24 protein-coding genes are annotated in these 21480 nt (G+C 72.0%); 8 read left to right on the top strand and 16 right to left on the bottom strand.

Going from position 1 to position 21480, the window contains the following annotated elements:
* Window positions 1–11 precede the first annotated feature (11 nt).
* Both C7S10_RS14985 and C7S10_RS14980 read right to left on the bottom strand, forming a co-directional pair.
* Window positions 12–1229 (bottom strand): hypothetical protein, encoded by a 1218-nt coding sequence (locus C7S10_RS14985; protein WP_108345232.1) that lies wholly within the window; start codon window positions 1227–1229, stop codon window positions 12–14.
* Window positions 1226–1585: an HIT domain-containing protein gene (locus tag C7S10_RS14980; RefSeq protein ID WP_108345231.1), complete on the bottom strand. Its 360-nt coding sequence runs from the start codon at window positions 1583–1585 to the stop codon at window positions 1226–1228. The genes C7S10_RS14985 and C7S10_RS14980 overlap by 4 nt, the downstream gene beginning before the upstream one ends.
* Window positions 1586–1659: 74 nt before the next feature.
* On the opposite strand from C7S10_RS14980, the gene C7S10_RS14975 reads away from it, so the two are divergent.
* A complete protein-coding gene (locus tag C7S10_RS14975; protein WP_108345230.1) occupies window positions 1660–2592 on the top strand; it encodes a Gmad2 immunoglobulin-like domain-containing protein in 933 nt (310 codons plus the stop codon).
* A gap of 27 nt (window positions 2593–2619) precedes the next feature.
* Here C7S10_RS14975 and C7S10_RS14970 read toward each other — a convergent pair whose 3' ends face one another.
* The 4 genes from C7S10_RS14970 to hrcA are packed head-to-tail and all read right to left on the bottom strand — an operon-like array spanning window position 2620 to window position 6600.
* Entirely contained in the window at window positions 2620–3654 is a 1035-nt protein-coding gene (locus tag C7S10_RS14970) for a hypothetical protein (RefSeq protein WP_108345229.1), read from the bottom strand.
* Window positions 3651–4397: a 16S rRNA (uracil(1498)-N(3))-methyltransferase gene (locus tag C7S10_RS14965; protein WP_108345228.1), complete on the bottom strand. Its 747-nt coding sequence runs from the start codon at window positions 4395–4397 to the stop codon at window positions 3651–3653. Before C7S10_RS14965 ends, C7S10_RS14970 begins: the two co-directional genes overlap by 4 nt.
* Entirely contained in the window at window positions 4397–5575 is a 1179-nt protein-coding gene (gene dnaJ / locus C7S10_RS14960; protein WP_108345227.1) for a molecular chaperone DnaJ, read from the bottom strand. The genes C7S10_RS14965 and dnaJ overlap by 1 nt, the downstream gene beginning before the upstream one ends.
* A complete protein-coding gene (gene hrcA / locus C7S10_RS14955) occupies window positions 5572–6600 on the bottom strand; it encodes a heat-inducible transcriptional repressor HrcA (RefSeq protein ID WP_108345226.1) in 1029 nt (342 codons plus the stop codon). The genes dnaJ and hrcA overlap by 4 nt, the downstream gene beginning before the upstream one ends.
* Before the next feature lie 71 nt (window positions 6601–6671).
* On the opposite strand from hrcA, the gene C7S10_RS14950 reads away from it, so the two are divergent.
* Together C7S10_RS14950 and C7S10_RS14945 are read left to right on the top strand one after the other, a co-directional pair.
* Window positions 6672–7514 carry an MBL fold metallo-hydrolase gene (locus C7S10_RS14950; RefSeq protein ID WP_133176531.1) on the top strand — a complete coding sequence of 281 codons (843 nt, stop codon included), beginning with the start codon at window positions 6672–6674 and terminating at the stop codon, window positions 7512–7514.
* 42 nt (window positions 7515–7556) lie between these two features.
* The gene (locus C7S10_RS14945; RefSeq protein ID WP_108345224.1) at window positions 7557–7931 is read left to right on the top strand and encodes a hypothetical protein; all 375 of its coding nucleotides are present in this window, start codon (window positions 7557–7559) and stop codon (window positions 7929–7931) included.
* Here C7S10_RS14945 and C7S10_RS14940 read toward each other — a convergent pair.
* Complete coding sequence (locus C7S10_RS14940; protein WP_108345223.1) at window positions 7928–8236, bottom strand: hypothetical protein; 309 nt, start codon at window positions 8234–8236, stop codon at window positions 7928–7930. The genes C7S10_RS14945 and C7S10_RS14940 overlap by 4 nt on opposite strands.
* A 47-nt stretch (window positions 8237–8283) precedes the next feature.
* Here C7S10_RS14940 and C7S10_RS14935 point away from each other — a divergent pair, with 47 nt between their 5' ends.
* On the top strand, window positions 8284–9147 hold the full coding sequence (locus tag C7S10_RS14935) for a DUF3097 domain-containing protein (protein ID WP_243395396.1): 864 nt from the start codon (window positions 8284–8286) through the stop codon (window positions 9145–9147).
* Window positions 9148–9262: 115 nt separating this feature from the next.
* Here the strand turns inward: C7S10_RS14935 and hemW are convergent, their stop codons facing one another.
* From hemW to C7S10_RS14905, 7 genes are all read right to left on the bottom strand, one after another.
* Complete coding sequence (gene hemW, locus C7S10_RS14930; protein ID WP_108345221.1) at window positions 9263–10477, bottom strand: radical SAM family heme chaperone HemW; 1215 nt, start codon at window positions 10475–10477, stop codon at window positions 9263–9265.
* Window positions 10478–10519: 42 nt separating this feature from the next.
* Window positions 10520–11452: an intradiol ring-cleavage dioxygenase gene (locus tag C7S10_RS14925; protein ID WP_108345220.1), complete on the bottom strand. Its 933-nt coding sequence runs from the start codon at window positions 11450–11452 to the stop codon at window positions 10520–10522.
* 95 nt (window positions 11453–11547) lie between these two features.
* Window positions 11548–13365: an AMP-dependent synthetase/ligase gene (locus tag C7S10_RS14920; RefSeq protein WP_108345219.1), complete on the bottom strand. Its 1818-nt coding sequence runs from the start codon at window positions 13363–13365 to the stop codon at window positions 11548–11550.
* Window positions 13366–13477: 112 nt separating this feature from the next.
* A complete protein-coding gene (locus C7S10_RS14915; RefSeq protein ID WP_108345218.1) occupies window positions 13478–14908 on the bottom strand; it encodes a GntP family permease in 1431 nt (476 codons plus the stop codon).
* Window positions 14908–15444, bottom strand: coding sequence for a gluconokinase (locus C7S10_RS14910; protein WP_108345217.1), 537 nt, complete (start codon window positions 15442–15444; stop codon window positions 14908–14910). Before C7S10_RS14910 ends, C7S10_RS14915 begins: the two co-directional genes overlap by 1 nt.
* Window positions 15445–15509: 65 nt before the next feature.
* Window positions 15510–15686, bottom strand: a complete 177-nt coding sequence (locus tag C7S10_RS22845; protein ID WP_243395395.1) for a hypothetical protein — start codon at window positions 15684–15686, stop codon at window positions 15510–15512.
* Window positions 15623–16429, bottom strand: a complete 807-nt coding sequence (locus tag C7S10_RS14905; RefSeq protein ID WP_243395394.1) for an aminoglycoside phosphotransferase family protein — start codon at window positions 16427–16429, stop codon at window positions 15623–15625. Before C7S10_RS14905 ends, C7S10_RS22845 begins: the two co-directional genes overlap by 64 nt.
* A gap of 23 nt (window positions 16430–16452) precedes the next feature.
* Between C7S10_RS14905 and argS the strand changes: the two genes are divergently transcribed.
* Complete coding sequence (gene argS, locus C7S10_RS14900) at window positions 16453–18177, top strand: arginine--tRNA ligase (protein ID WP_108345216.1); 1725 nt, start codon at window positions 16453–16455, stop codon at window positions 18175–18177.
* A 10-nt stretch (window positions 18178–18187) separates the two neighbouring features.
* Here argS and C7S10_RS14895 read toward each other — a convergent pair whose 3' ends face one another.
* On the bottom strand, window positions 18188–18595 hold the full coding sequence (locus C7S10_RS14895; protein ID WP_108345215.1) for a MerR family transcriptional regulator: 408 nt from the start codon (window positions 18593–18595) through the stop codon (window positions 18188–18190).
* Window positions 18596–18649: 54 nt separating this feature from the next.
* Here C7S10_RS14895 and C7S10_RS14890 point away from each other — a divergent pair, with 54 nt between their 5' ends.
* Window positions 18650–19483: an NAD(P)/FAD-dependent oxidoreductase gene (locus C7S10_RS14890; RefSeq protein ID WP_108345214.1), complete on the top strand. Its 834-nt coding sequence runs from the start codon at window positions 18650–18652 to the stop codon at window positions 19481–19483.
* Window positions 19484–19488: 5 nt separating this feature from the next.
* Here C7S10_RS14890 and C7S10_RS14885 read toward each other — a convergent pair whose 3' ends face one another.
* Window positions 19489–20310 (bottom strand): helix-turn-helix domain-containing protein, encoded by an 822-nt coding sequence (locus C7S10_RS14885; protein ID WP_108345213.1) that lies wholly within the window; start codon window positions 20308–20310, stop codon window positions 19489–19491.
* Between the two features lie 51 nt (window positions 20311–20361).
* Between C7S10_RS14885 and C7S10_RS14880 the strand changes: the two genes are divergently transcribed.
* Entirely contained in the window at window positions 20362–20937 is a 576-nt protein-coding gene (locus tag C7S10_RS14880; RefSeq protein ID WP_108345212.1) for a TIGR03086 family metal-binding protein, read from the top strand.
* A 34-nt stretch (window positions 20938–20971) separates the two neighbouring features.
* Entirely contained in the window at window positions 20972–21472 is a 501-nt protein-coding gene (locus tag C7S10_RS14875) for a hypothetical protein (RefSeq protein WP_108345211.1), read from the top strand.
* Window positions 21473–21480: the final 8 nt, after the last annotated feature.

Genomic DNA, 21480 nt, shown 5'->3' with positions numbered 1-21480 from the left:
GTCGCTGCGCCCTACGGCCGCGTGACCTGCAGCATGCCCAGGCACATCTCGTCGGTGGTGCCCTCGCCCCACACGACGTAGCGGTCGGGCTGGCCCTCGAACGACGGCAGCTGGTCGCGCAGCCACTGCACGTGCTTGCACGTGACCTCGACGGTGTCGCCAGGCTCGAGCGAGACGGGCTCGATGTCGCGCGCGCCCTGGTCGTCGAAGTCCCACACCGGGATGTCCAGGACGGTCTTGGCGCGCGGAGTGCCGGGGTTGGTCTCGATCCGGATCTCACGTCCCAGCAGGTGCATGTGCCCACCCGCGGCGTGGATCGTCATCGGCTCGTTGACCCGCCGCGTGCAGCTCTGCACCTGACCGGGCTCAGGCTCGCCGCCGCACAGGAGGTAGAGCGCGTTGGCGGTGGACGAGCCCTCCATGCCGAACCGCTTCAGCACGTCCATCATCGCCGCGTCGCGCTCGCACAGTGGCCCGTGGGCGTGCTCGGCCCGGCACGGCAGCTCGACCGGCGCCGGGAGCAGCATCGTGTGCAGCTGTTGCATGTCCCGGTCGCCCGGGGCCAGTCGCAGCTGCGCGGCGGAGGTGTCGGGCGACGAGCCGGCCAGCAGGTTGTAGTGGACCTGCATGACGACCTGGCTGCCGGCGCGCAGCTTCACGCCGTAGCCCGGCTTGCGCACCGACTCCTCGCCGCCCGGCGCCCAGGCGCCGATCCACGCGGCGTCGTCGACGTTCTGGAAGGCGTCGAGGCCGGTGCCGCCGAAGCAGGTCCAGCCCTCGCCGTCCTCCTGTGCGTCCTTCGCCTTCGCCGCCTCGACCATCTCCGGCGGCACCTGGAAGAGGATCACGTGGTGCACGACGTCCGGGTTGCCGGGCTGCACGGTCGTGCCCGTGAGCCACTCGTCCCCGCTCAGTCCCGGGTCGAGCAGGAAGCAGCGGTAGTCGTCGGTGCCCTCGCCGTACGGCGCGGAGGGGGTGTACGCCGCCGGCATCGCCAGCGTCGAGCGCCGCTCGCCTGCACGCAGCGGCACCTCCTTGGCGGGCTTGGCGCCGGCGTGCGAGTCGTGGCCCGTGTGCGCCGAGGTGTCGGCGGCCGGCTGGTTCTCGGTGGCCGTCGTCGGGGAGTCGGCCGACGGGTCGGCCGCGCCCTGGCAGCCGGTCGCGAGCAGGGCGAGCGCGGCGACGGCACCGACGGCGGCGCGAAGACGAGTGTTCGGACGGCGCGTCATACGAGCCCCTCCCCCAGCGAGCGTCCGCCGAGGACGTGCAGGTGGGCGTGGAAGACCGTCTGCCCGGCGGCCGCGCCGGTGTTGAAGATCAGGCGGTAGCCCTGGTCGAGCCCGTCGGCGGCCGCGACCGCGGCGCCCGCGTCGACCAGGGCGGCGACGGAGGCGGGCTCGCCGGCCGCGAGCTCGGCGGCGTTGGCGTAGTGGCTGCGCGGCACCACGAGCACGTGGGTGGGCGCCTGCGGGTTGAGGTCGCGGAACGCCACGCAGGTCTCGTCCGAGTGCACGACGTCGGCCGGGAGGTCGCCGGCGACGATCTTGCAGAAGACGCAGTCGTCCGGGCGCGCGGGTGCCGTCATGGGGCCAGAGTAGATCCAGCGGGTGCGGCGTGTAACCGAAAGACGAGCGCGGCCGTCCGACTACCGTGAAACACATGACTTCCCCCACCCGGACCTCTGGTCGCCGCCTGGCCTCCGCCCTCGCCCTCGGCGCGCTCGCGCTCGGTGCCACGGCGTGCAGCGAGGAGGTCCCCGACCGCGACCAGGCGCCCGCCTCCAGCGAGTCGAAGGCGACCGACACGACCAGCGAGTCGCCGTCCACGGAGCCCAGCGAGACGCCCACGGACGAGGGCGACACGGCGGACGACACCGTGACCGTGCCGGTCTACTTCACCGGCGACACCCCGCAGGGTCCGCGGCTCTACCGCGAGTTCCGCGCCGTGCCCTCCGACAACCCGCTGATGGAGGCCGCCGTGCTCCTCACCGCCGGCGACACCCTGGATCCCGACTACCGCACCGAGTGGCCCGGCGCCGGCTTCGCGTCGATCGAGGTGAGCGACGGACTGATCGTCGCGGAGCTCAAGGACGACGGCTTCACCTCGCGACCGGACGGCATGAGCAAGCGCGACGCCACCCTCGCCGTCCAGCAGCTGGTCTACACGCTCCAGGGCGTGCAGCAGGAGCGGGTGCCCGTGCAGGTGCTCCTCGGCGGGCAACCCACCTCGCTGTTCGGCCTCGACACCACCGAGCCCTTCACCGCAGCCGACGCCCTCGACGTCGCCGCGCTCGTGAACGTCACCACGCCCGAGCAGGGCTCGACCGTCGCCGGCGACACCTTGGAGGCCAGCGGCGTCGCGTCGTCCTTCGAGGCCAACGTGCCGTGGGAGATCTCGATCGGCGACGAGGTGGTGCTCGACGGCTTCGCGACCGCCGAGGGCTGGATGGACAAGCTCTACCCGTGGGAGACCTCGATCGACGTCTCCTCGCTCGAGCCCGGCGCCTACCGCTTCACGGCACGCACCGACGACCCGGCCGACGGCGAGGGTGGCGGTCCGACCGAGGACACCAAGGAGTTCACGCTCGAGTGATCCGCGGCGCCGTCGGACCTGCGCCCGTCAGTCGCGGATGATGCCGACGTACTTGCCCGGCACCATCCGGCGCAGGGCGTCGTCGAGGGCGACGACGGTGGGCGAGGGCTCGCGGTAGTAGGGGTCGGCGATGGTCAGCTCGGCCGTGAACGACCGGGGCGCGGGCGAGGTCGAGCCGCGCGCCCGCAGCCACGGGATGTCCCGACGGTCGAGCAGCCCCTCCGAGACGGGGTCGACGGCGATCCAGATGTCCCGCTTGCGCGACGCCACGGCCCGACCGGGGACGTGCACGATCCGGACGCGTAGGCCGATCCGCTCGACCTCGGTCCACGGCAGCTCGAAGTCGACGGCCCCACGGGCGCGCAGTGCCGTGGCGTCCACCTCCAGGTCGGCGCCCTTGCGGAGGATGCGGCTCATCCCCCACACCCCGCCGATCCCGAGCAGCAGGAACATCAGGCCGAAGAACCCGGCCAGCGCTCGCCCGGCCGGGCCACCGTCGACGATGAGATCGGGGTCCACGAGCCCGGCGCGCAGCGCCCAGAAGCCGACGATGCCGACTCCGACGCTGAGGACGAGCATGGCGAGGGTGCGGGTCCGGCTGATCAGGGGGATCGTCACGACACCGTCCTCGGGGACGCGGTCGGAGTCGGTGAACGGGGGCGGCGTTGCCTCGGGCGAGGCCGCGACCGTGCCGCCCTCGAAGACGGGCGGCTCGGGGACGTGGGCCGGCAGCCGACGCAGGCTGAGCAGCGCGGCCACGCCGAGGGGCAGCAGGAGGAGCGCCAGCCACTCGGTGATCGACAGCAGCGCGCCGTTGACCAGCACTGACGCGATCGCCACCGGGAAGGTCCAGATCGGGGCGAGTCGCCGGCCCACCCAGACCATCGCGCCGAGCGCGGCAGCGGGGGTCGCTACGCCGTAGACGTAGGCCCAGCCACCGAGCGGCGGCGCGATCGCGGTGTGCAACGCGGCAGCGGCGACCGCGACGTCCACCCCGACGACCAGCGGCACCAGCGGCACCAGCGGCGAGGACGCGGCCCAGCCCCGTCCCCCGTCGCTCACCTGCCGGTCCAGCGCGGGGTGCGGGCGAGCAGTGCGCTGACGGCGGCGACCCCGGCGGTCGACGTGCGCAGCACCTCGGCCCCCAGGCGGACGCTCACCGCGCCGGCCGCCTCGAACGCGGCCAGCTCGTCGGGCGCGATCCCACCCTCGGGGCCGACCACGACGACGACCTCGCCGGCGGCCGGGACGTCCAGCGACGCCAGCGGGACGGTGGCGTCCTCGTGGAGCACGACGACGAGGGCGGCGTCCGCCAGGAGGCCGACGACGTCGGCGGTCGAGGCCAGCGGCGTGACGCTCGGCAGCCACGAGCGGCGCGACTGCTTGCCGGCCTCGCGGGCCGTGGCCTGCCACTTCGCGTGGGACTTCGCCGCCCGCTCGCCCTTCCAGACCGCGACCGAGCGGGACGCGGCCCACGGGACGATCGTTTCGACGCCGACCTCGGTCAGCACCTCGACCGCCAGCTCGCCGCGATCCCCCTTCGGCAACGCCTGCACGACGGTGAACGAGGGCGCGGGCCGCTCGAGGATCGACACCGACGCCACGGTCACGGTGAAGAGCCGCTTGGCCGTCTCGGCGACGGCGCCGACCACGCGGTGACCGGCCCCGTCGGTGAGCACGACGTCCTCGCCGACACGCAGGCGACGTACGGCGACCGCGTGGTGCGCCTCGTCACCGGTCACCTCGACGACGGACCCGACGGTGGCACCGTCCAGGCTCGCGACGAGGTGGACCGGGAGCGACATCAGTGCTGCTGGAACGCGTCGCGCAACCGGCCGAAGACCGACTTGGGCGTCGACTGCACCTGGCCGGTCGGCGACTCCTCGCCGCGGATGGCGGCCAGCTCGCGCAGCAGCTCCTCCTGGCGCGGGTCGAGGCGCGTCGGGGTGTCGACGAGGACGGTGACGACCAGGTCGCCGCGGCCGCCGCGCAGTCCGGGCACGCCGAACCCGCGCAGCACCTGCTCGCTGCCCGACTGGGTGCCCGGGCGGACCTCGAGGTCGTAGTCGGTGCGGACCTCGGAGTCCTCTGCCGGCTCGAGGTCGGCCTCGAGCAGCGGCAGCGTCAGCGTGGTGCCGAGGGCGGCCGCGGTCATCGGCAGCGAGACCGTGCTGTGCAGGTCGTTGCCGTGCCGGGTGAAGGTCGGGTGCGAGTCGACGTGGATCTCGACGTAGAGGTCGCCGGGCGGGCCTCCGCCGGGGCCGACCTCGCCCTGCTCGGTGAGCTGGACGCGGGTGCCGTTGTCGACGCCCGCCGGGATCTTGACGTTGAGGGTGCGCCGCGAGCGGACACGTCCGTCGCCCGAGCACTCGCGGCAGGGCTCGGGGATGATCTGGCCGAAGCCGCGGCACGCGGCGCAGGGGCGCAGGGTGCGGATCTCGCCGAGGAAGGACCGCTGGACCTGCGCGACCTCACCGGCGCCGCGGCAGGTCTCGCAGGTGATCGGCGTCGAGCCGGGAGCGGCACCGTCGCCGTGGCAGGCGGTGCAGACGACCGCGGTGTCGACCTTGAGCTCCTTGGTGGTGCCGAACGCCGCCTCCGCCAGCTCGACGTCGAGCCTGATCAGGGCGTCCTGGCCGCGGCGCACGCGCTGGCGCGGCCCGCGGCCCTGCCCACCGGCGCCGGGGGCGTTGCCGCCGAAGAACGCGTCCATGATGTCGGTGAACGAGAAGCCCTGGCCCTGGCCGAAGCCGCCCGCACCGCCGGCCCCGAACGGGTCGCCGCCACGGTCGTAGGCCGCGCGCTTCTGCGGGTCGGAGAGCACCTCGTAGGCCCGCGAGACCTCCTTGAACTTCTCCTGGGTCGCGGGGTCCGGGTTGACGTCCGGGTGGAGCTGGCGGGCCAGCCCCCGGTAGGCCTTCTTGATGGCGGCGGCGTCGGCGTCGCGGGAGACACCGAGCAGCTCGTAGAGATCTGTGCTCACTGCTGTCCTTCGTCGAGGATCCGGGAGACGTAGCGCGCGACGGCGCGCACGGCGGCCATGGATCCGGGGTAGTCCATGCGGGTCGGCCCCACGACGCCGAGCGTCGCGAGGGCCTGGTCGGGCGGTCCGTAGCCCGCCGCCACCACGCTGGTGGAGGCGAGCTCGGAGTAGGGGCCTTCGTGGCCGATGCGGACGGTGACCGCATCGCCCGTGGTGACCTCGCCGATCAGCTTGAGCAGCACGACGTGCTCCTCGAGGGCCTCGAGGAGGGGGCGTACGGCGGTGTCGAAGCTGTCGCCGAAGCGCGCGAGGTTGGCGGCGCCGCCGACCGCCACCCGCTCGTCGCTGCGGTGGTCGGACATCGCCTCGGTCAGCACGTCGACGAGGGTGCGGGTCAGCACCTGGTCGTCGTGCGGGACGGTGTCGGGCAGCGCGTTGAGGGCGACGCAGGCGTCGGCGATCCGCTCGCCCGCCGCGGCCTGGTTGAGCCGGACGCGCAGGTCGGCGAGCTGGGCCTCAGACATCTCGGCGGGGATCTCCACCAGACGCTGCTCCACCCGGCCGGTGCTCAGGATCAGGATCAACATCACCCGCGTCGGGGTGATCACGACCAGCTCGACGTGGCGCACGGTGCTGCGCGAGAGGGTGGGGTACTGCACGATCGCGACCTGGCGCGTCAGGCTGCTGAGCAGCCGCACCGATCGCTGCACGACGTCGTCGAGGTCGACGGCGCTGTCGAGGAGCGTGGCGATCGCGCGCTTCTCGGCCGCGCTCATCGGCTTGACCGCGCTGAGGCGGTCGACGAAGAGGCGGTATCCCTTGTCGGTCGGCACGCGACCGGCGCTGGTGTGCGGCTGGTGGATGAAGCCCTCGTCCTCGAGCGCCGCCATGTCGTTGCGGACGGTGGCCGGCGAGACGCCGAGGCCGTGGCGCTCCACGAGGGCGCGGGAGCCCACGGGCTCCTCGGTGGCGACGTAGTCCTCGACGATCGCGCGCAGCACGGCCAGCTTGCGGTCCTCGACCACGCCGCCTCCTCTCGTCTGGCACTCATCACGGCAGAGTGCCAAGGATACTCGTCCTGCCTACAGTGGCCGCCATGCCCGAGTTCATCGAGGTCGCCCCGCGTGTCTGGGTGGCCCACTACGACTGGATGCACGTCAACATCACGCTCGTCGGCGGCAGCGACGGGCTGGTCATGATCGACACCCACGGCTCCGAGCAGCAGGCGAGGGTCGTCGCCGACGACGTCCGCCGCCTCGGCGCCGGGCCACTGACCGCGCTGGTCAACACCCACGACCACTGGGACCACTGGTTCGGCAACGACGTCATGCTGACGACGTACGGCGACCTGCCGGTCCACGCCACGGACTTCGCGCTCGAGCGGATGGTCGCGACGGGCGGCGTCCACAGCGAGCACCTCGCCGAGCACCCGCGGGCCGAGGAGATCCACGCGACGACGCTCCGGCCCGCGACCCACGGCTTCTCCTCCGCCGTCGCCCTCGACCTGGGCGACCGGTCGGTCGAGCTCATCCACCCCGGCCGCGGCCACACCGCCGGCGACCTGGTCGTGCGCGTCCCGGACGCCGACGTGATCGTCGGCGGCGACCTCGTCGAGGAGTCGGACAAGCCCTTCATCGGTGACGACTCGTTCCCGCTCGAGTGGCCGCTCACGCTCGACCTGGTCCTCGGCCTGATGACCGACGCCACCGTCGTCGTCCCCGGCCACGGCCGGCTGATCGACATGGACTACGTCCAGGAGCAGCGGACCGAGCTCGGGATCATCGCCGAGACCATCCGCGACCTGGCCGGGCGCGGCGTCCCGCTCTCGCGAGCCCTCGAGGAGGGCGAGTGGCCGTGGGACCCGGCGCTCCTCACCTCCGCGGTCCGGCTCGGCTACGAGCACCTGCCCCGCTCGCAGAAGCGGCTGCCGCTGGTCTGAAGGGGTGTTGCTCGCGAGCCCCCCGTGCCGTAGGAACGAGGCATGAGCGAATCCAGCGACCTGCCCCAGGCCAGCGCCACCACCAGCGAGGCCGACGCCGACCACGAGGGCGGGACCGCCTCCCCCGATGGACAGAAGCTCGCCGGCATCGGCGACGACCAGCTGCCCGAGGACCTCCAGCCCGGCGAGGACAACCCGCTCGCGGAGCCCCTCGACCCCGACGCCGAGGAGACCAAGGACGCCGACGAGCTGGGCATGGACGACACCCAGGACGACACGACGGGCACCTTCCACACCGACGGCGATCTCGGCGAGTCCGACGAGACCGGCGCCACCGGTGGGTCCGCCGAGGGCGACGAGACCGATCCCGAGTCCGTCAGCGGCGACGGCGCGAACGGCGCCGGCATCTCCGGCTAGCGGGTCGTCGCCAGGAAGACGATGAAGGCCGCGTAGCCACCGACGAAGAACATGATGGCGGCCAGCGCGATCAACCAGTCGCCGCGCAGCCGGAACCGCGTCGTGCGGACCAGGTCGTCGTCGGCGTAGTCCTCGAAGTGGTTGATCGCGTCGTGCCAGATCCGCCCGGCAGCCACGCGCTCCGAGCGCGAGCCGGTCCGGGCGGGCTGGTCCCCGCGATCGAGCTCCTCGGTGGCGAAGCCGGTCCGCCCGCCCAGCCCCCGCGCGATCTGCGTGTTGTGCGTCGTTCGTCTCCTGCTGGCCACGGCGAGCCCTCCCCCGATGAAGTCGTATGGATCCGTACCGTAACCCGGTGACTCACGACCGATACGGCTCCGACGTCCTGACCACCGACTGGCGAGCGCCGAAGAACGGCCGCGCCGTCGACGTGCCCGCCGAGATGGGCATGGTCCTCGAGGAGGTCATGACCGACTGGTGCGGCGAGGTCGTCGCGATCGACCGTGACCTCGACACGGTGACGCTCGAGGACCGCCGCGCCAAGCGGCGTACCTTCCCGCTCGGCCCGGGCTTCCTGCTCGAGGGCAAGCCCGTCGTGCTGGGTCGCCCGGTGCGGTCGGGGCCGGAGAGGAAGACGCGTACGGCGAGCGGCTCGATCGCCGTCCACGACGCAAGGGCCCGCGTGGCGCGCGCCAGCCGGATCTTCGTCGAGGGCCGCCACGACGCCGAGCTGGTCGAGAAGGTGTGGGGCGACGACCTGCGGATCGAGGGCGTCGTCGTGGAGTTCCTCGGCGGGGTCGACGACCTCGCCGAGCACCTGCGCGACTTCAATCCCGGGCCGCAGCGCCGCGTCGGCGTGCTGGTCGACCACCTGGTGCCCGGGTCGAAGGAGAGCCGGATCGCGCAGGGCATCGCGAGGTCCCCGATCGGCAAGCACGTGCTCATCGTCGGGCACCCCTTCATCGACATCTGGCAGGCCGTCAAGCCGAGCCGGCTCGGCATCAAGCGCTGGCCCGACGTGCCGCGCCACATCGACTGGAAGAAGGGCACCTGCCAGCAGCTCGGCTGGCCGCACCGCGACCAGGCCGACATCGCCCGCGCGTGGAAGCACATCCTCGGCGGCGTGCGCGGGTTCGAGGACCTCGACCCGGCGCTGCTCGGCCGCGTCGAGGAGCTGATCGACTTCACCACCGAGCCGACGACCTCCGACGCGACGTAGTCGCGGCGGAGGTCGGAGGCGAAGCCCCGCCGCCGCCGCTTGCGGCAACGGGACGTTTCCCGGTGGAGCGTGTCGGTTTCGAGGCTCGCTGCGATCGCACCTCAACCAGCGACGATCAGGTGAGGTCGCGCACGACCCCGTCGGCGAGGAGCCGCCCGCGGCGGGTGAGGACGAGGCGTTCGGTGGCCAGCGTGACCAGCCCCTCCTCGACGAGACGGGCGACCTGGGAGCGGCCCTGCCGGTCGAGCGCGAGGACGGGCAGGCCGTCGCGCAGGCGCAGCTCGAGCAGGATCCGCTCGACGCGACGGTCCTCGTCGCTGAGCACCTCGTGCGCCATCGCCGGGCTGGTGCCGGCGGCCAGACGATCGGCGTACGCCGCGGGGTGCTTGACGTTCCACCAGCGCACGCCGCCGACGTGCGAGTGCGCGCCCGGTCCGGCGCCCCACCAGTGCCCGCCGGTCCAGTAGAGGATGTTGTGGCGGCAGCGGCTCTCGGGCCGACGCGCCCAGTTGGACACCTCGTACCACTCGAGGCCCGCGGCGGTCAGCCGGTCGTCGGCCAGCTCGTACTTGTCGGCGAGGTCGTCCTCGTCGGGCATCGGCAGCTCGCCGCGACGCACGCGCCGGGCGAGCGCGGTGCCGTCCTCGACGATCAGGGAGTAGGCCGACACGTGGTCGGGCTCGCACGCGAGCGCGGCGTCCAGCGAGGTCTCCCAGTCGGAGAGCGATTCCCCCGGCGTGCCGTAGATCAGGTCGAGCGAGACCTCCTCGAAGCCGGCCGCGCGCGCCCAGGCGACGGCCGCCGGCACCCGCAGCGGGTCGTGGGTGCGGTCGAGCACCTTGAGGACGTGGTCGACGGCCGACTGCATCCCGAAGCTGATCCGGGTGAAGCCGGCGAGCCGCAGCTCCTCGAGGTCCCACGCCGTGACCGAGTCGGGGTTGGCCTCGGTCGTGATCTCGGTGTGGTGGGCCAGCCCGAACTCGGCGGCCGCGCTCGCGACCACGGCCCCGAGGTCGGCCGGCTTGATCAGCGTGGGCGTGCCGCCGCCGAAGAAGATGGTGTCGATCGGCAGGTCCCGGTCGCCCAGCACCCGGCGGGCGTGCCGGATCTCGTGGATCACCGCTTCGGCGTACGTCGATCGCGACGCACCGGGAGCATCGCCCAGCTCCTCGGCGGTGTAGGTGTTGAAGTCGCAGTAGCCGCAGCGCACCGTGCAGAACGGGACGTGGACGTAGAGCCCGAACGGCTGGGTGCCCAGCTCGGCCAGCGCGGGGTCGGGGAGCGACCCGTCTGCGGGCAGGGGGAGACCGGCGGGTTGAGCGGGGGGCACGCGCTCATCCAATCACCAGCACGCCCCCGATGGCGCCCCCGCCTAGATCGGGACGTTGAGGGTGGCGGTGAAGCCGTCCTCGACCGATCCCTTCATCGACGCGAGCTGGAGGGAGTAGCCGTCGGAGAAGATGCCGTCGGAGTCCAGGCTCACGGTGGCGAGGTTGGACACCGACGACTCGTAGCCGTCGGTGGCGTAGACCTGCTCGCAGGTGTCCTGCGGGAAGGCGAGCTGGGAGGTGCGCAGCTTGTTGGCCGCGCTCGTCGCCTGGTCCAGCGACTCGTAGACCTCGAAGTGGACGTGCGGCCAGCGACCCGCGTAGCAGCCGGGGAAGATGCTGGTGAACTCCACCCAGCCGTCCGCGTCGCTCTCCTGCACGCCGCGCAGGTAGTTCTCGTCCACCGCGTCGCCGTCGTACATCGAGTAGCTGCCCGCAGCGTCGCAGTGCCAGGCGTAGACGGCCGCGCCGGCCAGGACCTCCACGTCCTCACCCGTCAGGTCGTGGACGCGGAACCGCAGGGTCAGGGGCACGCCGGTGGCCACCCCGCTCGCCGTGCCGAAGCTGCCCGTGATGTCGGAGCGGACCACGCCGCTCTCGGTCAGCACGTTGGGTCCGTTGGAGCCGTCGCCGGGGTACGGGCCCGCGGTCTCCTCGGGGATCTCGCCGTCGGCCACCTCGACGCTCGCGTCGCCACCCATCCCGCCGTCCGGGGGTGCGCCGTCGCCGCCGGGGCCGCCGTCGGGCGGGGACGGCCGGTCGGACGGGGTGGCGCTGGCGGTCGAGGTCGCGGTGGCGCTCGCCGTACCGCTCGAGTCGGACCCACAGCCGACGGCGACCGCCGCGACGCCGAGGCCGCCGAAGATCCCGAGCATGCCGCGCCGGCCGAGGTTGCGGTCGCGGAGCGTGCCGAGGTCGTGCTGGAGGCCGAGGTCGTGCTCGTGGACCTCGTGGTGGTCGTGGTGGTCGTGGCTCATCGAGTCTCCTGGAAATGGCGAACGGGTGCCGGTGGTCTCCCACCGACACCCATTGCGCCGGACATTGCTGTGTGCTCCCTGTGCGGGAGCGGTGATCACGCGTAGAGCGCGTCGATCTTGTCCTTGTAGTTGTCCTCGACGACGCTGCGCTTGACCTTCATCGAAGGGGTGAGCTCGCCGGACTCGATGGTGAGGTCGTGGTCGAGCAGCTCCCACTTCTTGATGGTCTCCCAGCGGTTGAGCTTGTTGTTGAGCTCGTCGACGTAGCCCTGGACCATCGACTTGACCGCGTCGCTCTGGACGACCTCGGTGTAGGAGGCACCCTCCATGCCGTTCTCGGCGGCCCAGCCGACCATCGCGTCGGGGTCGAGGGTGACGAGCGCGATGACGTAGTTGCGCTCGTTGCCGAAGACCATGAACTGGCTGGCGTAGGGGCAGATCGCCTTGAACTTGGCCTCGATCGCCGGCGGGGCGATGTACTTGCCGCCGGAGGTCTTGAAGAGCTCCTTGATGCGGCCGGTGATGGTGAGGTAGCCGTCGGCGTCGAGCGAGCCCTTGTCGCCGGTGTGCAGCCAGCCGTCGGAGGTGAGCGTGCGGGTCGTCTCCTCCGGGAGGTTGTGGTAGCCGCCCATCACGTGGGGGCCGCGGATCAGCACCTCGTCGCCGTCGCCGATCTTGATCTCGGAGCCGGGCAGGGCGCGACCGACCGTGCCGATGCGGTTCTCCTCGGGGTGGTTGACGGCGGCGCCCGCGAAGTTCTCGGTCATGCCGTAGCCCTCGAGGATGACGATGCCCGCGGCGTTGAACCACTCGGCGATGTCGCGGTTGAGCGCGGCGGAGCCGGAGATGAAGAAGCGCACGCGGCCACCGAAGCGGGCCCGGACCTTGCTGAAGACCAGCTTGTCGAACAGCCCGTGCTGGATCTTCAGGAGAGCCGGGACGGACTTGCCCTCGCGCTTGAGCCGCTCGACCTCGAGGCCGGTGGCGAAGGCCTTGTGGAACAGCTTCTCCTTGGCCCCGCCCTCGGCCGCCTGCATGGTCTGGATGCGGCCGTAGGCCTTCTCGAAGATGCGCGGCGCGGCACCCATGAACGTGGGCTTCACCTCGGCGCAGTTGTCGACGATCTTCTCGACCCGGCCGTCGACGGCGGTCGCGAAGCCGCACGCCATCTGGGCGGAGAGCAGCACCTTGCCGAAGGAGTGCGACATCGGCAGCCACAGGAACTGCAGGTCGCTCTCGTCGAGGATGTTCTGCACCGCGATGGCCTCGCCCTCGTAGACCGAGGAGCGGTGGCTCAGGCGGACGCCCTTGGGGCGACCCGTGGTGCCGGAGGTGTAGATCAGCGTGGAGAGCTGGTCGGGCTCGATCGCCGCGGCCTTCTCGGCGATGACGTCGGGGTGCTCGGCGAGGTAGGCCGTGCCGAGGGCGGCGAGGTCGTCCAGGGAGATCACCCAGTCGCTCGTGGCGCCGTCGAAGGTGATGACCTTCTCGAGGTGGGGCAGCTCGTTGCGGTGCTCGACCAGCTTGGCGACCTGGGTGTCGTCCTCGGCGAAGACGAACCGGCAGTCGGCGTCGCCCAGGATGTAGGCGGTGTCCTCGGAGTTGGTGGACGGGTAGACCGTCGTCGTGGCGCCGGCAGCGCACATGACGGCGAGGTCGGCCAGGATCCACTCGACACGGGTGCTCGACGCGATGCCCACGCGCTGCTCGGGCTCGAGCCCCAGCGACAGCAGCCCGGCCGCGAGTGCCTCGACCCGCTCCCCCGTCTGCTTCCAGGTGATCGACTCCCACGCGTCACCCTGGGGGTAGCGGTAGGCCTCGTGGGCGGACGACTTCTCGACCCGGTCGTGGAACTGCACCGCGACGTTGCGTGGCAGTCGGTCGACGAAGCTGGTGTCGTGGTTGATGGGCATGGGACTCCCTGGGTGGCTGATCGGCTGCGGTCAGCGGGGACCGCAGGGGCTGACTCCTGGGAGTAACCTAGATCACGTGGTTACGCGGCGGTAGCAAATCCCGTCCATCGACTCACACGACGAGGTCGAGAAGCAGCACGAACACCAGTCCCACCACCGAGATGGCCGTCTCCATCACCGACCACGACTTCAGCGTCTGGCCGATCGTCAGCCCGAAGTACTCCTTCACGAGCCAGAACCCGGCGTCGTTGACGTGGCTGAAGAACACCGATCCGCAGCCGATCGCCAGGACCAGCAGGGCCAGCGTCGGGGCGTCGAGACCGGCGGCGACGCCGCTCACGATGCCGCTCGCGGTGATGGTCGCGACGGTCGCGGAGCCGGTCGCGAGGCGTACGCCGACGGCCACCAGCCAGCCGAGGAGCAGCACCGAGATCCCGGAGCCCTCGGCCCAGTCGCCGATCACGTCGCCGACTCCCGCGTCGACCAGCATCGCCTTGAAGCCGCCGCCCGCGGCGACGATCAGCAGGATCGAGGCGATCCCGGGCAGTCCCGAGCCGAGCGAGGACTCCACCTGCTTGCGGTTCATGCCGGTGTTGAACCCCAGCAGCCACATCGACACGAGGACGGCGGCGAGCAGCGCCACGGACGGGGTGCCGATGAAGACCAGGGTCTTGAGGACGGTGCTCTCGTCGTCGTCGATCGTCAGCTCGGCGATGGCGCGCAGCAGCATCAGCACGACCGGCAGGGTGATGCAGACGACGGCCGCCCCGAAGCCGGGTCGGCGGGTGACGCCCTCGCCCAGCGGCGTACGCGCCTCGTCCTCGGCCCGCGCACCCTCCGTGACCTCGGCGCGATCACCAGCCGCGGCCCCGGCTCCTCCCCGGCCACCGGCCAGCGCGGGCGCGTGCACCGGCACCCACTGCTCGACGAAGCGGGCGAGCAGCGGACCGCAGACGACCAGCGTGGGGATCGCGACGACCAGGCCGAAGAGCAGCGTGAGGCCGAGGTCGGCGCCGAGGTTGTCGATGGCGACCAGCGGGCCGGGGTGGGGCGGCACGAGCCCGTGCAGCACCGAGAGGCCGGCCAGGGCCGGGATGCCGACGCGCATGATCGAGATGTCCATCCTGCGCGCGACCAGCAGCACGACCGGGACGAGCAGCACGACGCCGACCTCGAAGAAGAGCGGGAGGCCGAGGATGGCGGCGATCAGGGCCATCGCCCACGGCAGCCCGGCCTTGCCGACCCGGCCGATGATGGTGTCGACGATCGTGTCGCTGCCGCCCGAGTCGGCCAGGATCTTGCCGATCATGGCGCCGAGCGCGATCAGCAGCCCGACCGACCCGACGGTGCCGCCGAATCCGACGGTGAAGCTGTTGACGATGTCGAGCGGCGCGACGCCGGCCACGGCGCCCATCACCGCCGCCCCGAGCATCAGGGCCAGGAACGGGTGCAGCTTGGCCCAGACGATCAGCACGACCACGGCGGCGATGCCGAGCAGGGCCGCGAGGATCAGCTGGGTGTTGCCCGCATCGGTGAGCTCCATCAGATCTTCCCTTCGTCGGGGGTGAGCGAGAGCGCGGCGACCGCACGAGCGAGGACCTCGGGCACCGGGCCGGCGACGGAGACCGTCACCCCGGGCTCGTCGGGCTCGAGCGGTTCGAGGGTGGAGAACTGGCTGGGCAGCAGCGACGACGGCATGAAGTGCCCGGCCCGGTGGTCGAGCCGGTCGCTGACGAGGTCCTGCTCGGCCGCGAGGTGACAGAACTCGACCTCGGGCCGGCCCTCGCGGAGCACGTCGCGGTAGGCGCGGCGCAGCGCCGAGCAGGTCACCACCGCCGAGCGGCCCTCGGCGATCTCGGCCGACATCCAGTCGCCGATCGAGCGCAGCCACGGCCAGCGGTCGTCGTCGTCGAGGGCGTGGCCGGCGTGCATCTTGGCGACGTTGGCCTCGGAGTGGAAGGCGTCGCCCTCGGCGAAGGTCCAGCCCATGAGGCTGGAGATGCCCTTGGCGATCGTGGTCTTGCCGACGCCGGACACCCCCATGACGACGATGTGGCGGACCGGTTCCCGAGAGGCCATGTCGTGCAGGCTAGGCCAGTGACCGGGTCGTCCGTCACCCCCTCAGTCACGCTGCCGGTCCGGACCTAGTCCTGGACGGCCTTCGCGATCGCGACGCAGCGGGTGATCCAGGCCTGCTCGTCGGCGTCGAGGCCGCGACCGGCCCGCTCGGCGTCCTCGATCGTCCAGTGCGCGTTGATCACCATCCGCACCACGACCCAGTCGCGGGCGCGGTCCTCGTCGAGGCCGGCGGCGTCGACCACCGCGTGGAAGCGTCGGCGCACGCCGCCGCGGATGTCGCCGGCCAGCTCGTCCCACCGGTTCCACAGCAGCGGCGCCGGCTCGTAGTGGGGTCGCCGCTCATCGGCTTGGGGTCGATCACCAGCCACGGCTCCCGGTCGGCGGAGAGCACGTTGGCGTAGTGGAGGTCGCCGTGGATCATCGTGCCGGTGCTCGCGTCGTCGACGACGAACGACCGCGCCAGCGCGGTCGCCTGCTCGACGAGCCGGCGCGGGATCGGGGCGTTGCGGGGCATCCGCTGCAGGTCGTCGGTCCAGCGGGCGACGTACGACGTGAGGGTGCGCAGCTGGGGCAGGGCCGGGACGTGCAGGCGGGAGTAGAGGCCGCCGACGACCTCGCAGGCCTCCACGTCCCACAGGTCGGAGAGGTCCTCGGTGTGGAGCCGCTCGAGGAGCAGGGCGCGCCGGTGCGGGTCGGCGCGCAGCAACCTGACGACGCCGCGACCGCCCCAGCGCTGGAGGGCGAGGCCCTCGTGTTCGGACTCGTCGTCACCGTCGTAGGTGAGCTTGAGGACGGCCGGTGCGCGGCCGGTCGTGCGGACCGGCAGCACCAACGAGCACGCCCCGTGCATCGACTCGCCGTCGGGCGTGAGGCCCCACTCCTCGACCACGTCCGCGGCCAGTCGCGGCAGGCGGTCGAGCCAGCCCGCCCAGTCGGGACCGTTCCCGCGCTGCGCGTCGAGGGCGGGCGGGATCGAGACGGGCACGCGGACAACCCTAGGGTTGATGCATGACAGCGCCGGTGGACCTCCTTGCCCCTGCTCTCTCGGACGCGATCGCCCGCGCGCTGGGACCCGAGTTCGCAGGGGCCGATCCCGTGCTGCGACCCAGTCAGTACGCCGACGTGCAGGCCAACGCCGCCCTGGCCCTGGCCAAGCGGGTCGGCGCCTCGCCCCGCGACGTGGCCACGCGCATCGTGGCCGAGCTCGGCGACCTGCCGGTGTCGATCGACGTCAGCGGACCGGGGTTCCTCAACCTCACCTTCGACGACGCCTGGATCGAGTCACTGCTGGCCGACCTGGCCGCGGACGAGCGCCTGGGCGTGCCGACGCAGGAGGCCCAGGTCGTGCCGATCGACTACAGCGCCCCCAATGTCGCCAAGGAGATGCACGTCGGGCACCTGCGCACCACCGTCGTCGGCGACGCGCTCGCCCGCGTGCTCGAGCACCTCGGCCACCGCGTCGTGCGACAGAACCACATCGGCGACTGGGGCACGCCGTTCGGCATGCTCATCGAGCACCTGCTCGACGTCGGCGAGGGGTCGGAGCAGGCGCTGCTGCTCGAGAGCGATCCCAACGCGTTCTACCAGGCGGCGCGCGCCCAGTTCGACGGCGACGAGGACTTCGCCACCCGCGCACGGGCCCGCGTGGTGTCGCTGCAGGCCGGCGACGAGGACACGCTGCGGCTGTGGTCGGAGCTCGTCGAGCTCTCCCGGCGCTACTTCAACCGGATCTACGCCACCCTCGGCGTGACGCTCACCGACGGCGACCTGGCCGGCGAGTCGACGTACAACGACGACCTGGCCGGCATCTGCGACGAGCTCGAGGCCGCCGGGCTCGCGACGATGAGCGACGGCGCCCTGTGCGTCTTCCTCGACGGCTACACCGGGCGCGAGGGCAAGCCGCAGCCGCTGATCATCCGCAAGTCCGACGGCGGCTACGGCTACGCGACCACCGACCTCGCCACGATCCGGCACCGCGTCGAGCGGCTCGGCGCCGATCGCTGCCTCTACGTCATCGGCGTGCCGCAGGCCCTGCACCTGGAGATGGTGTGGGAGACGGCTCGGCTCGCCGGCTGGCTGCCCGACCACGTCGAGGTGGTCCACGTGCGGATCGGCAACGTGCTCGGCGAGGACCGCAAGATCCTGCGCACCCGCTCCGGCGCCCCGCTGCGCCTGATGGCGCTCCTCGAGGAGGCGATGGCCAACGCGCGTCGCGAGGTCGACCGGACGCGCCCCGAGCTGCCCGAGGAGGTGCGTGCGTCGATCGCGCCCCAGGTCGGGATCGGCGCGGTGAAGTATGCCGACCTCAGCGTCGCCCACGACTCGGAGTACGTCTTCGACCTCGACCGGATGCTCGCCTACACCGGCAACACCGGCCCCTACCTGCAGTACGCCACCACCCGGATCCGGTCGATCTTCCGCTCCGCCGGCGTCGACCCGCGGTTCGAGGCCCCGATCTCCCTCGGGGCTCCCGCCGAGCGCGCGCTCGCCCTGCGGCTGCTTGCCTTCGGGTCCGTGGTCGCCGAGGTCGGCGACGACCTCGCGCCGCACCGCCTGTGCACCTACCTGTTCGAGCTGGCCCAGGAGTTCTCGACCTTCTACGAGCAGTGCCCGGTGCTCAAGGCCGACACCGTCGAGCAACGGGGCTCACGGCTCTCGCTGTCCGCCGTGACGCTCGCCGTCCTCGTGCAGGGACTCGACCTGCTCGGGATCGAGGCGCCCGAGCGGATGTGAGTCGCGCGCATCAGTCGAAGGCCGCCATCAGGTCCTTGACGTGCCGCTGGAACCCCGGGCAGGCGGTCAGGTCGTGGGCCCGGCAGTTGAAGGCGTGCTCGGTCATCTCGCGTGAGATCCGCATCTGCTCCATGCGCCGGTCGAGGTCGTCGAGGTGTGCCCTGAGCACGGCGTGCCGCTCCGGGGAGCCGGCGTCGAGCAGCACCGCGATCTGGTCGAGGCTCATGCCGGCGTCCTTGTTGCGCTGGATCGCGGCCACCCGGGCGATGTCGTCGCGCGCGTAGCGGCGCCGGTCGGCGGAGTCGCGCTCCGGCGTGAGCAGGCCCACCGACTCCCAGTGCCGCAGCACGTTCGTGGGCAGGTCGAAGCGCTCCGCCACCTCTCCCACCGACCAGGTCCGATCGCGACTTGACTTCATGTTGACATGAAGTCACATGCTCCTATCTGTTGGCAAATGACGAAGGAGATACACATGCTGGACGCGATCGTGATCGGCGGCGGCCCCGCCGGCCTGCAGGCCACACTGACCCTCGGACGGATGCACCGTCCCACCCTGATGCTCGACTCCGGCGCGTACCGCAACGCGCCGGTCGACGCCATGCACAACATCATCACCAACGACGGCCGCGCCCCCGCGGAGTTCAGGTCGATCGTGCGCGGCGAGCTCGCGGCGTACGCCGAGGTCGAGGTGCGCGACGTCGCGGCGACCACCGTCGTGCGGCTCGACGACGGCACCTTCGAGGTCACGCTCGCCGACGGATCGGTCGAGACGAGCCGCGCCGTCGTGCTCGCCACCGGCCTGCGCGACGTCATGCCCGACATAGATGGCTTCGCCGAGCAGTGGGGCCGCACGGTGCACGTGTGCCCCTTCTGCCACGGTCACGAGCTCCACGGGAAGCGGATCGCGATCCAGGACTCCCCCGCCGCCGAGCACCAGGTCCCGCTGCTGTCGCCGATCGTCGGATCGATCGCGGTCGTGCCAGCCGTGACCAGCGTCGAGCTGACCTCCGACGGGCTCGTCGTGACGTCGGGTGACTCCTCGGTCGTCGTGGACGGACTCTTCGCCCACCCGGCCTTCGAGCAGTCGGCGCCCTTCGCCGCCCAGCTCGGCCTCGAGATGCGCGACAGCGGCTGCATCGCGATCGACCTCTTCGGCGCCACCAGCGTCCCTGGCGTCTTCGCGGCCGGCGACCTGGCGCACGTTGCCGAGCTGCCGATGCCGATGCCGTCGGTGCTCGCCGCTGCGGCAGCCGGTCAGCTCGCGGGCGCCGCGGTGGTGCGGTCGTCGGTGATGCAGACGGCCTGAGGACGTCAGGTCCGGGGCTGGTCGCCGAGGTACTCCCCCGGCGTCATCCCGGTGACCGTGCGGAAGTCGTGCGTGAAGTGGGCCTGGTCGGCGTAGCCCAGCTGCGCCGCCATGTCCGCCAACGACGACTCGCCCGCCTTGAGCGCCTCGACCGCGTCGTGGAGACGACGGCGCTGGATCAGCCACTTGGGGCTCATCCCGACGCGCTGCTCCACGAGCCGCTGCAGGCTGCGCTCGCCCATCCCGACGTGGGCGGCGAGCTCGTGGACGCGCGTCACCTCGGGGTGCTCGCGCAGCCAGGTCACCACCTCGTTGATCAGCAGCCCGGGCTCGTCGACGGGGGTGTACGCCGCCAGCCTCCGCTCGACGGCGGCGATCGCCGCCGCGTGGGCGCCGGGGTCGTGCGGGTCGGGCGTCATCGCGGCATGGATCTCGGCGACCATCCCCGCGTCGTCGAGGCCGTCGACCTCGGCCAGGTCGAGGTGGGTGTCGGTGACGCCGGCGACCGACCGACCCAGCACGAGCCGGCCGGCGGCGGGCGTGAACATGGTGCCGACCGCCCAGCCGTCACCCTCGAGCGTCACGCTCGAGCGACCGGACGTCGTGCCGTAGAACCGGGCGTAGGTGTTGCTGACGACGATCAGGCAGACCGGGTGCTGGAGCGTGCTCTGGGTCGACGGGGCCGGCACCGACCACACCGGGATCCAGTAGCGCTCGACGAGGTCGGCCAGGCCGGACGAGGGCGCGTAGCGGTGGATCGGCGGGGACGGTCGCGTGAGGCCCGTCAGGTGGGCGCGGTCGACCGGGTCCACCTCGGGGTTCGGCATGTGTCGGATTATCACAAGAGGCACCGACACCCGCCCTGCGAGCGTGGACCCATGACCGAGACCGCAGACAAGTTCATGCAGCGAGCCGACGCGTTCGGCGCCATCCTCGACCGTGTCGACGGTGCGGGCGAGCAGCCGTGGGACGCCCCGACGCCCTGCGACGACTGGTCCGTGCGCGACGTCGTCGAGCACGCGATCGAGACCGAGCGGGACTTCCTGACGCGGCAGGACCTCGAGCCCGGACCCGCGCCCGACCTCGGCGACCTGCCCGCTGCCTGGCGCCGGCACGCGGCCGGCGTCGCCGAGGTCCTGGGCCGCGACGGCGTCGCCGAGCGGGAGTACGACGGCTACTTCGGCCGCACCACGATCGCGGACACCATGGCCGACTTCTACGGGTGGGACCTCGTCATCCACGGCTCCGACGTCGCCCGGGCCACCGGCCAGCCCTGGTCGATCAGCGAGGAGGAGGCCGCCTCCCTCCACGCGACCGCCGACTCGTGGGGTGACGCGCTCTACTCCGAGGGCGTGTGCACGGCTGCGGTCCCCGTGCCCGACGACGCGTCCGCGACCGACCGCCTGCTCGCGCGCCTGGGTCGCGACCCGCAATGGGATGCCGCCCGGGTCTGATCCGCCCTAGCATGGGGGCGGATCAGGAGCCGCCATGGACGTCAGCACCTTCTACGCACTCTTCTCCGCGACCTGCTTCACCCTGCTCGGGCTGTGGTGGGGCGTCGTCCAGCGGCACGAGGACTGGCTGCGCGAGCCGGGCATGCGCAGCATCGTGGGCGGGGTCTACCTCGGCTTCCTGCTGCCGGCGCTGATGGGCCTGTTCGCGCAGGTCGGCGGCACCGAGACGCCGCAGATCTGGCGCTTCAGCTTCGTCGCCGTCGCGGTCGTCGGCTGCGTGTCGACCCTTCGGCTCCTCCGGTCGCAGGCCGCCGCGCCCGTCGTCGCCGGACCGCTGATGCGGCACCGGTGGCTCGTCGGGGTGGTCTACGCGCTGGTGGCGGTGATCGGGGCCGTGCCGGAGCTGGTCTCGCCGCTGCACATCGCGCCCATCCAGGCCGAGGCGATCCTGCTCATCCTGCTGGTCGTGATGGCGCACGGGCTGGTCTGGGAGTTCATGGTCAGCACGGCCCGGGAGCCGGCGAACCTCGAATGAGGACGTCC

This window comes from Nocardioides currus, from assembly GCF_003057875.1.
Taxonomy (GTDB): Bacteria; Actinomycetota; Actinomycetes; order Propionibacteriales; family Nocardioidaceae; genus Nocardioides; species Nocardioides currus.
The sequence above is the reverse complement of the archived record's forward strand: the minus strand, read 5'-3'. Positions and strand labels throughout refer to the sequence as shown.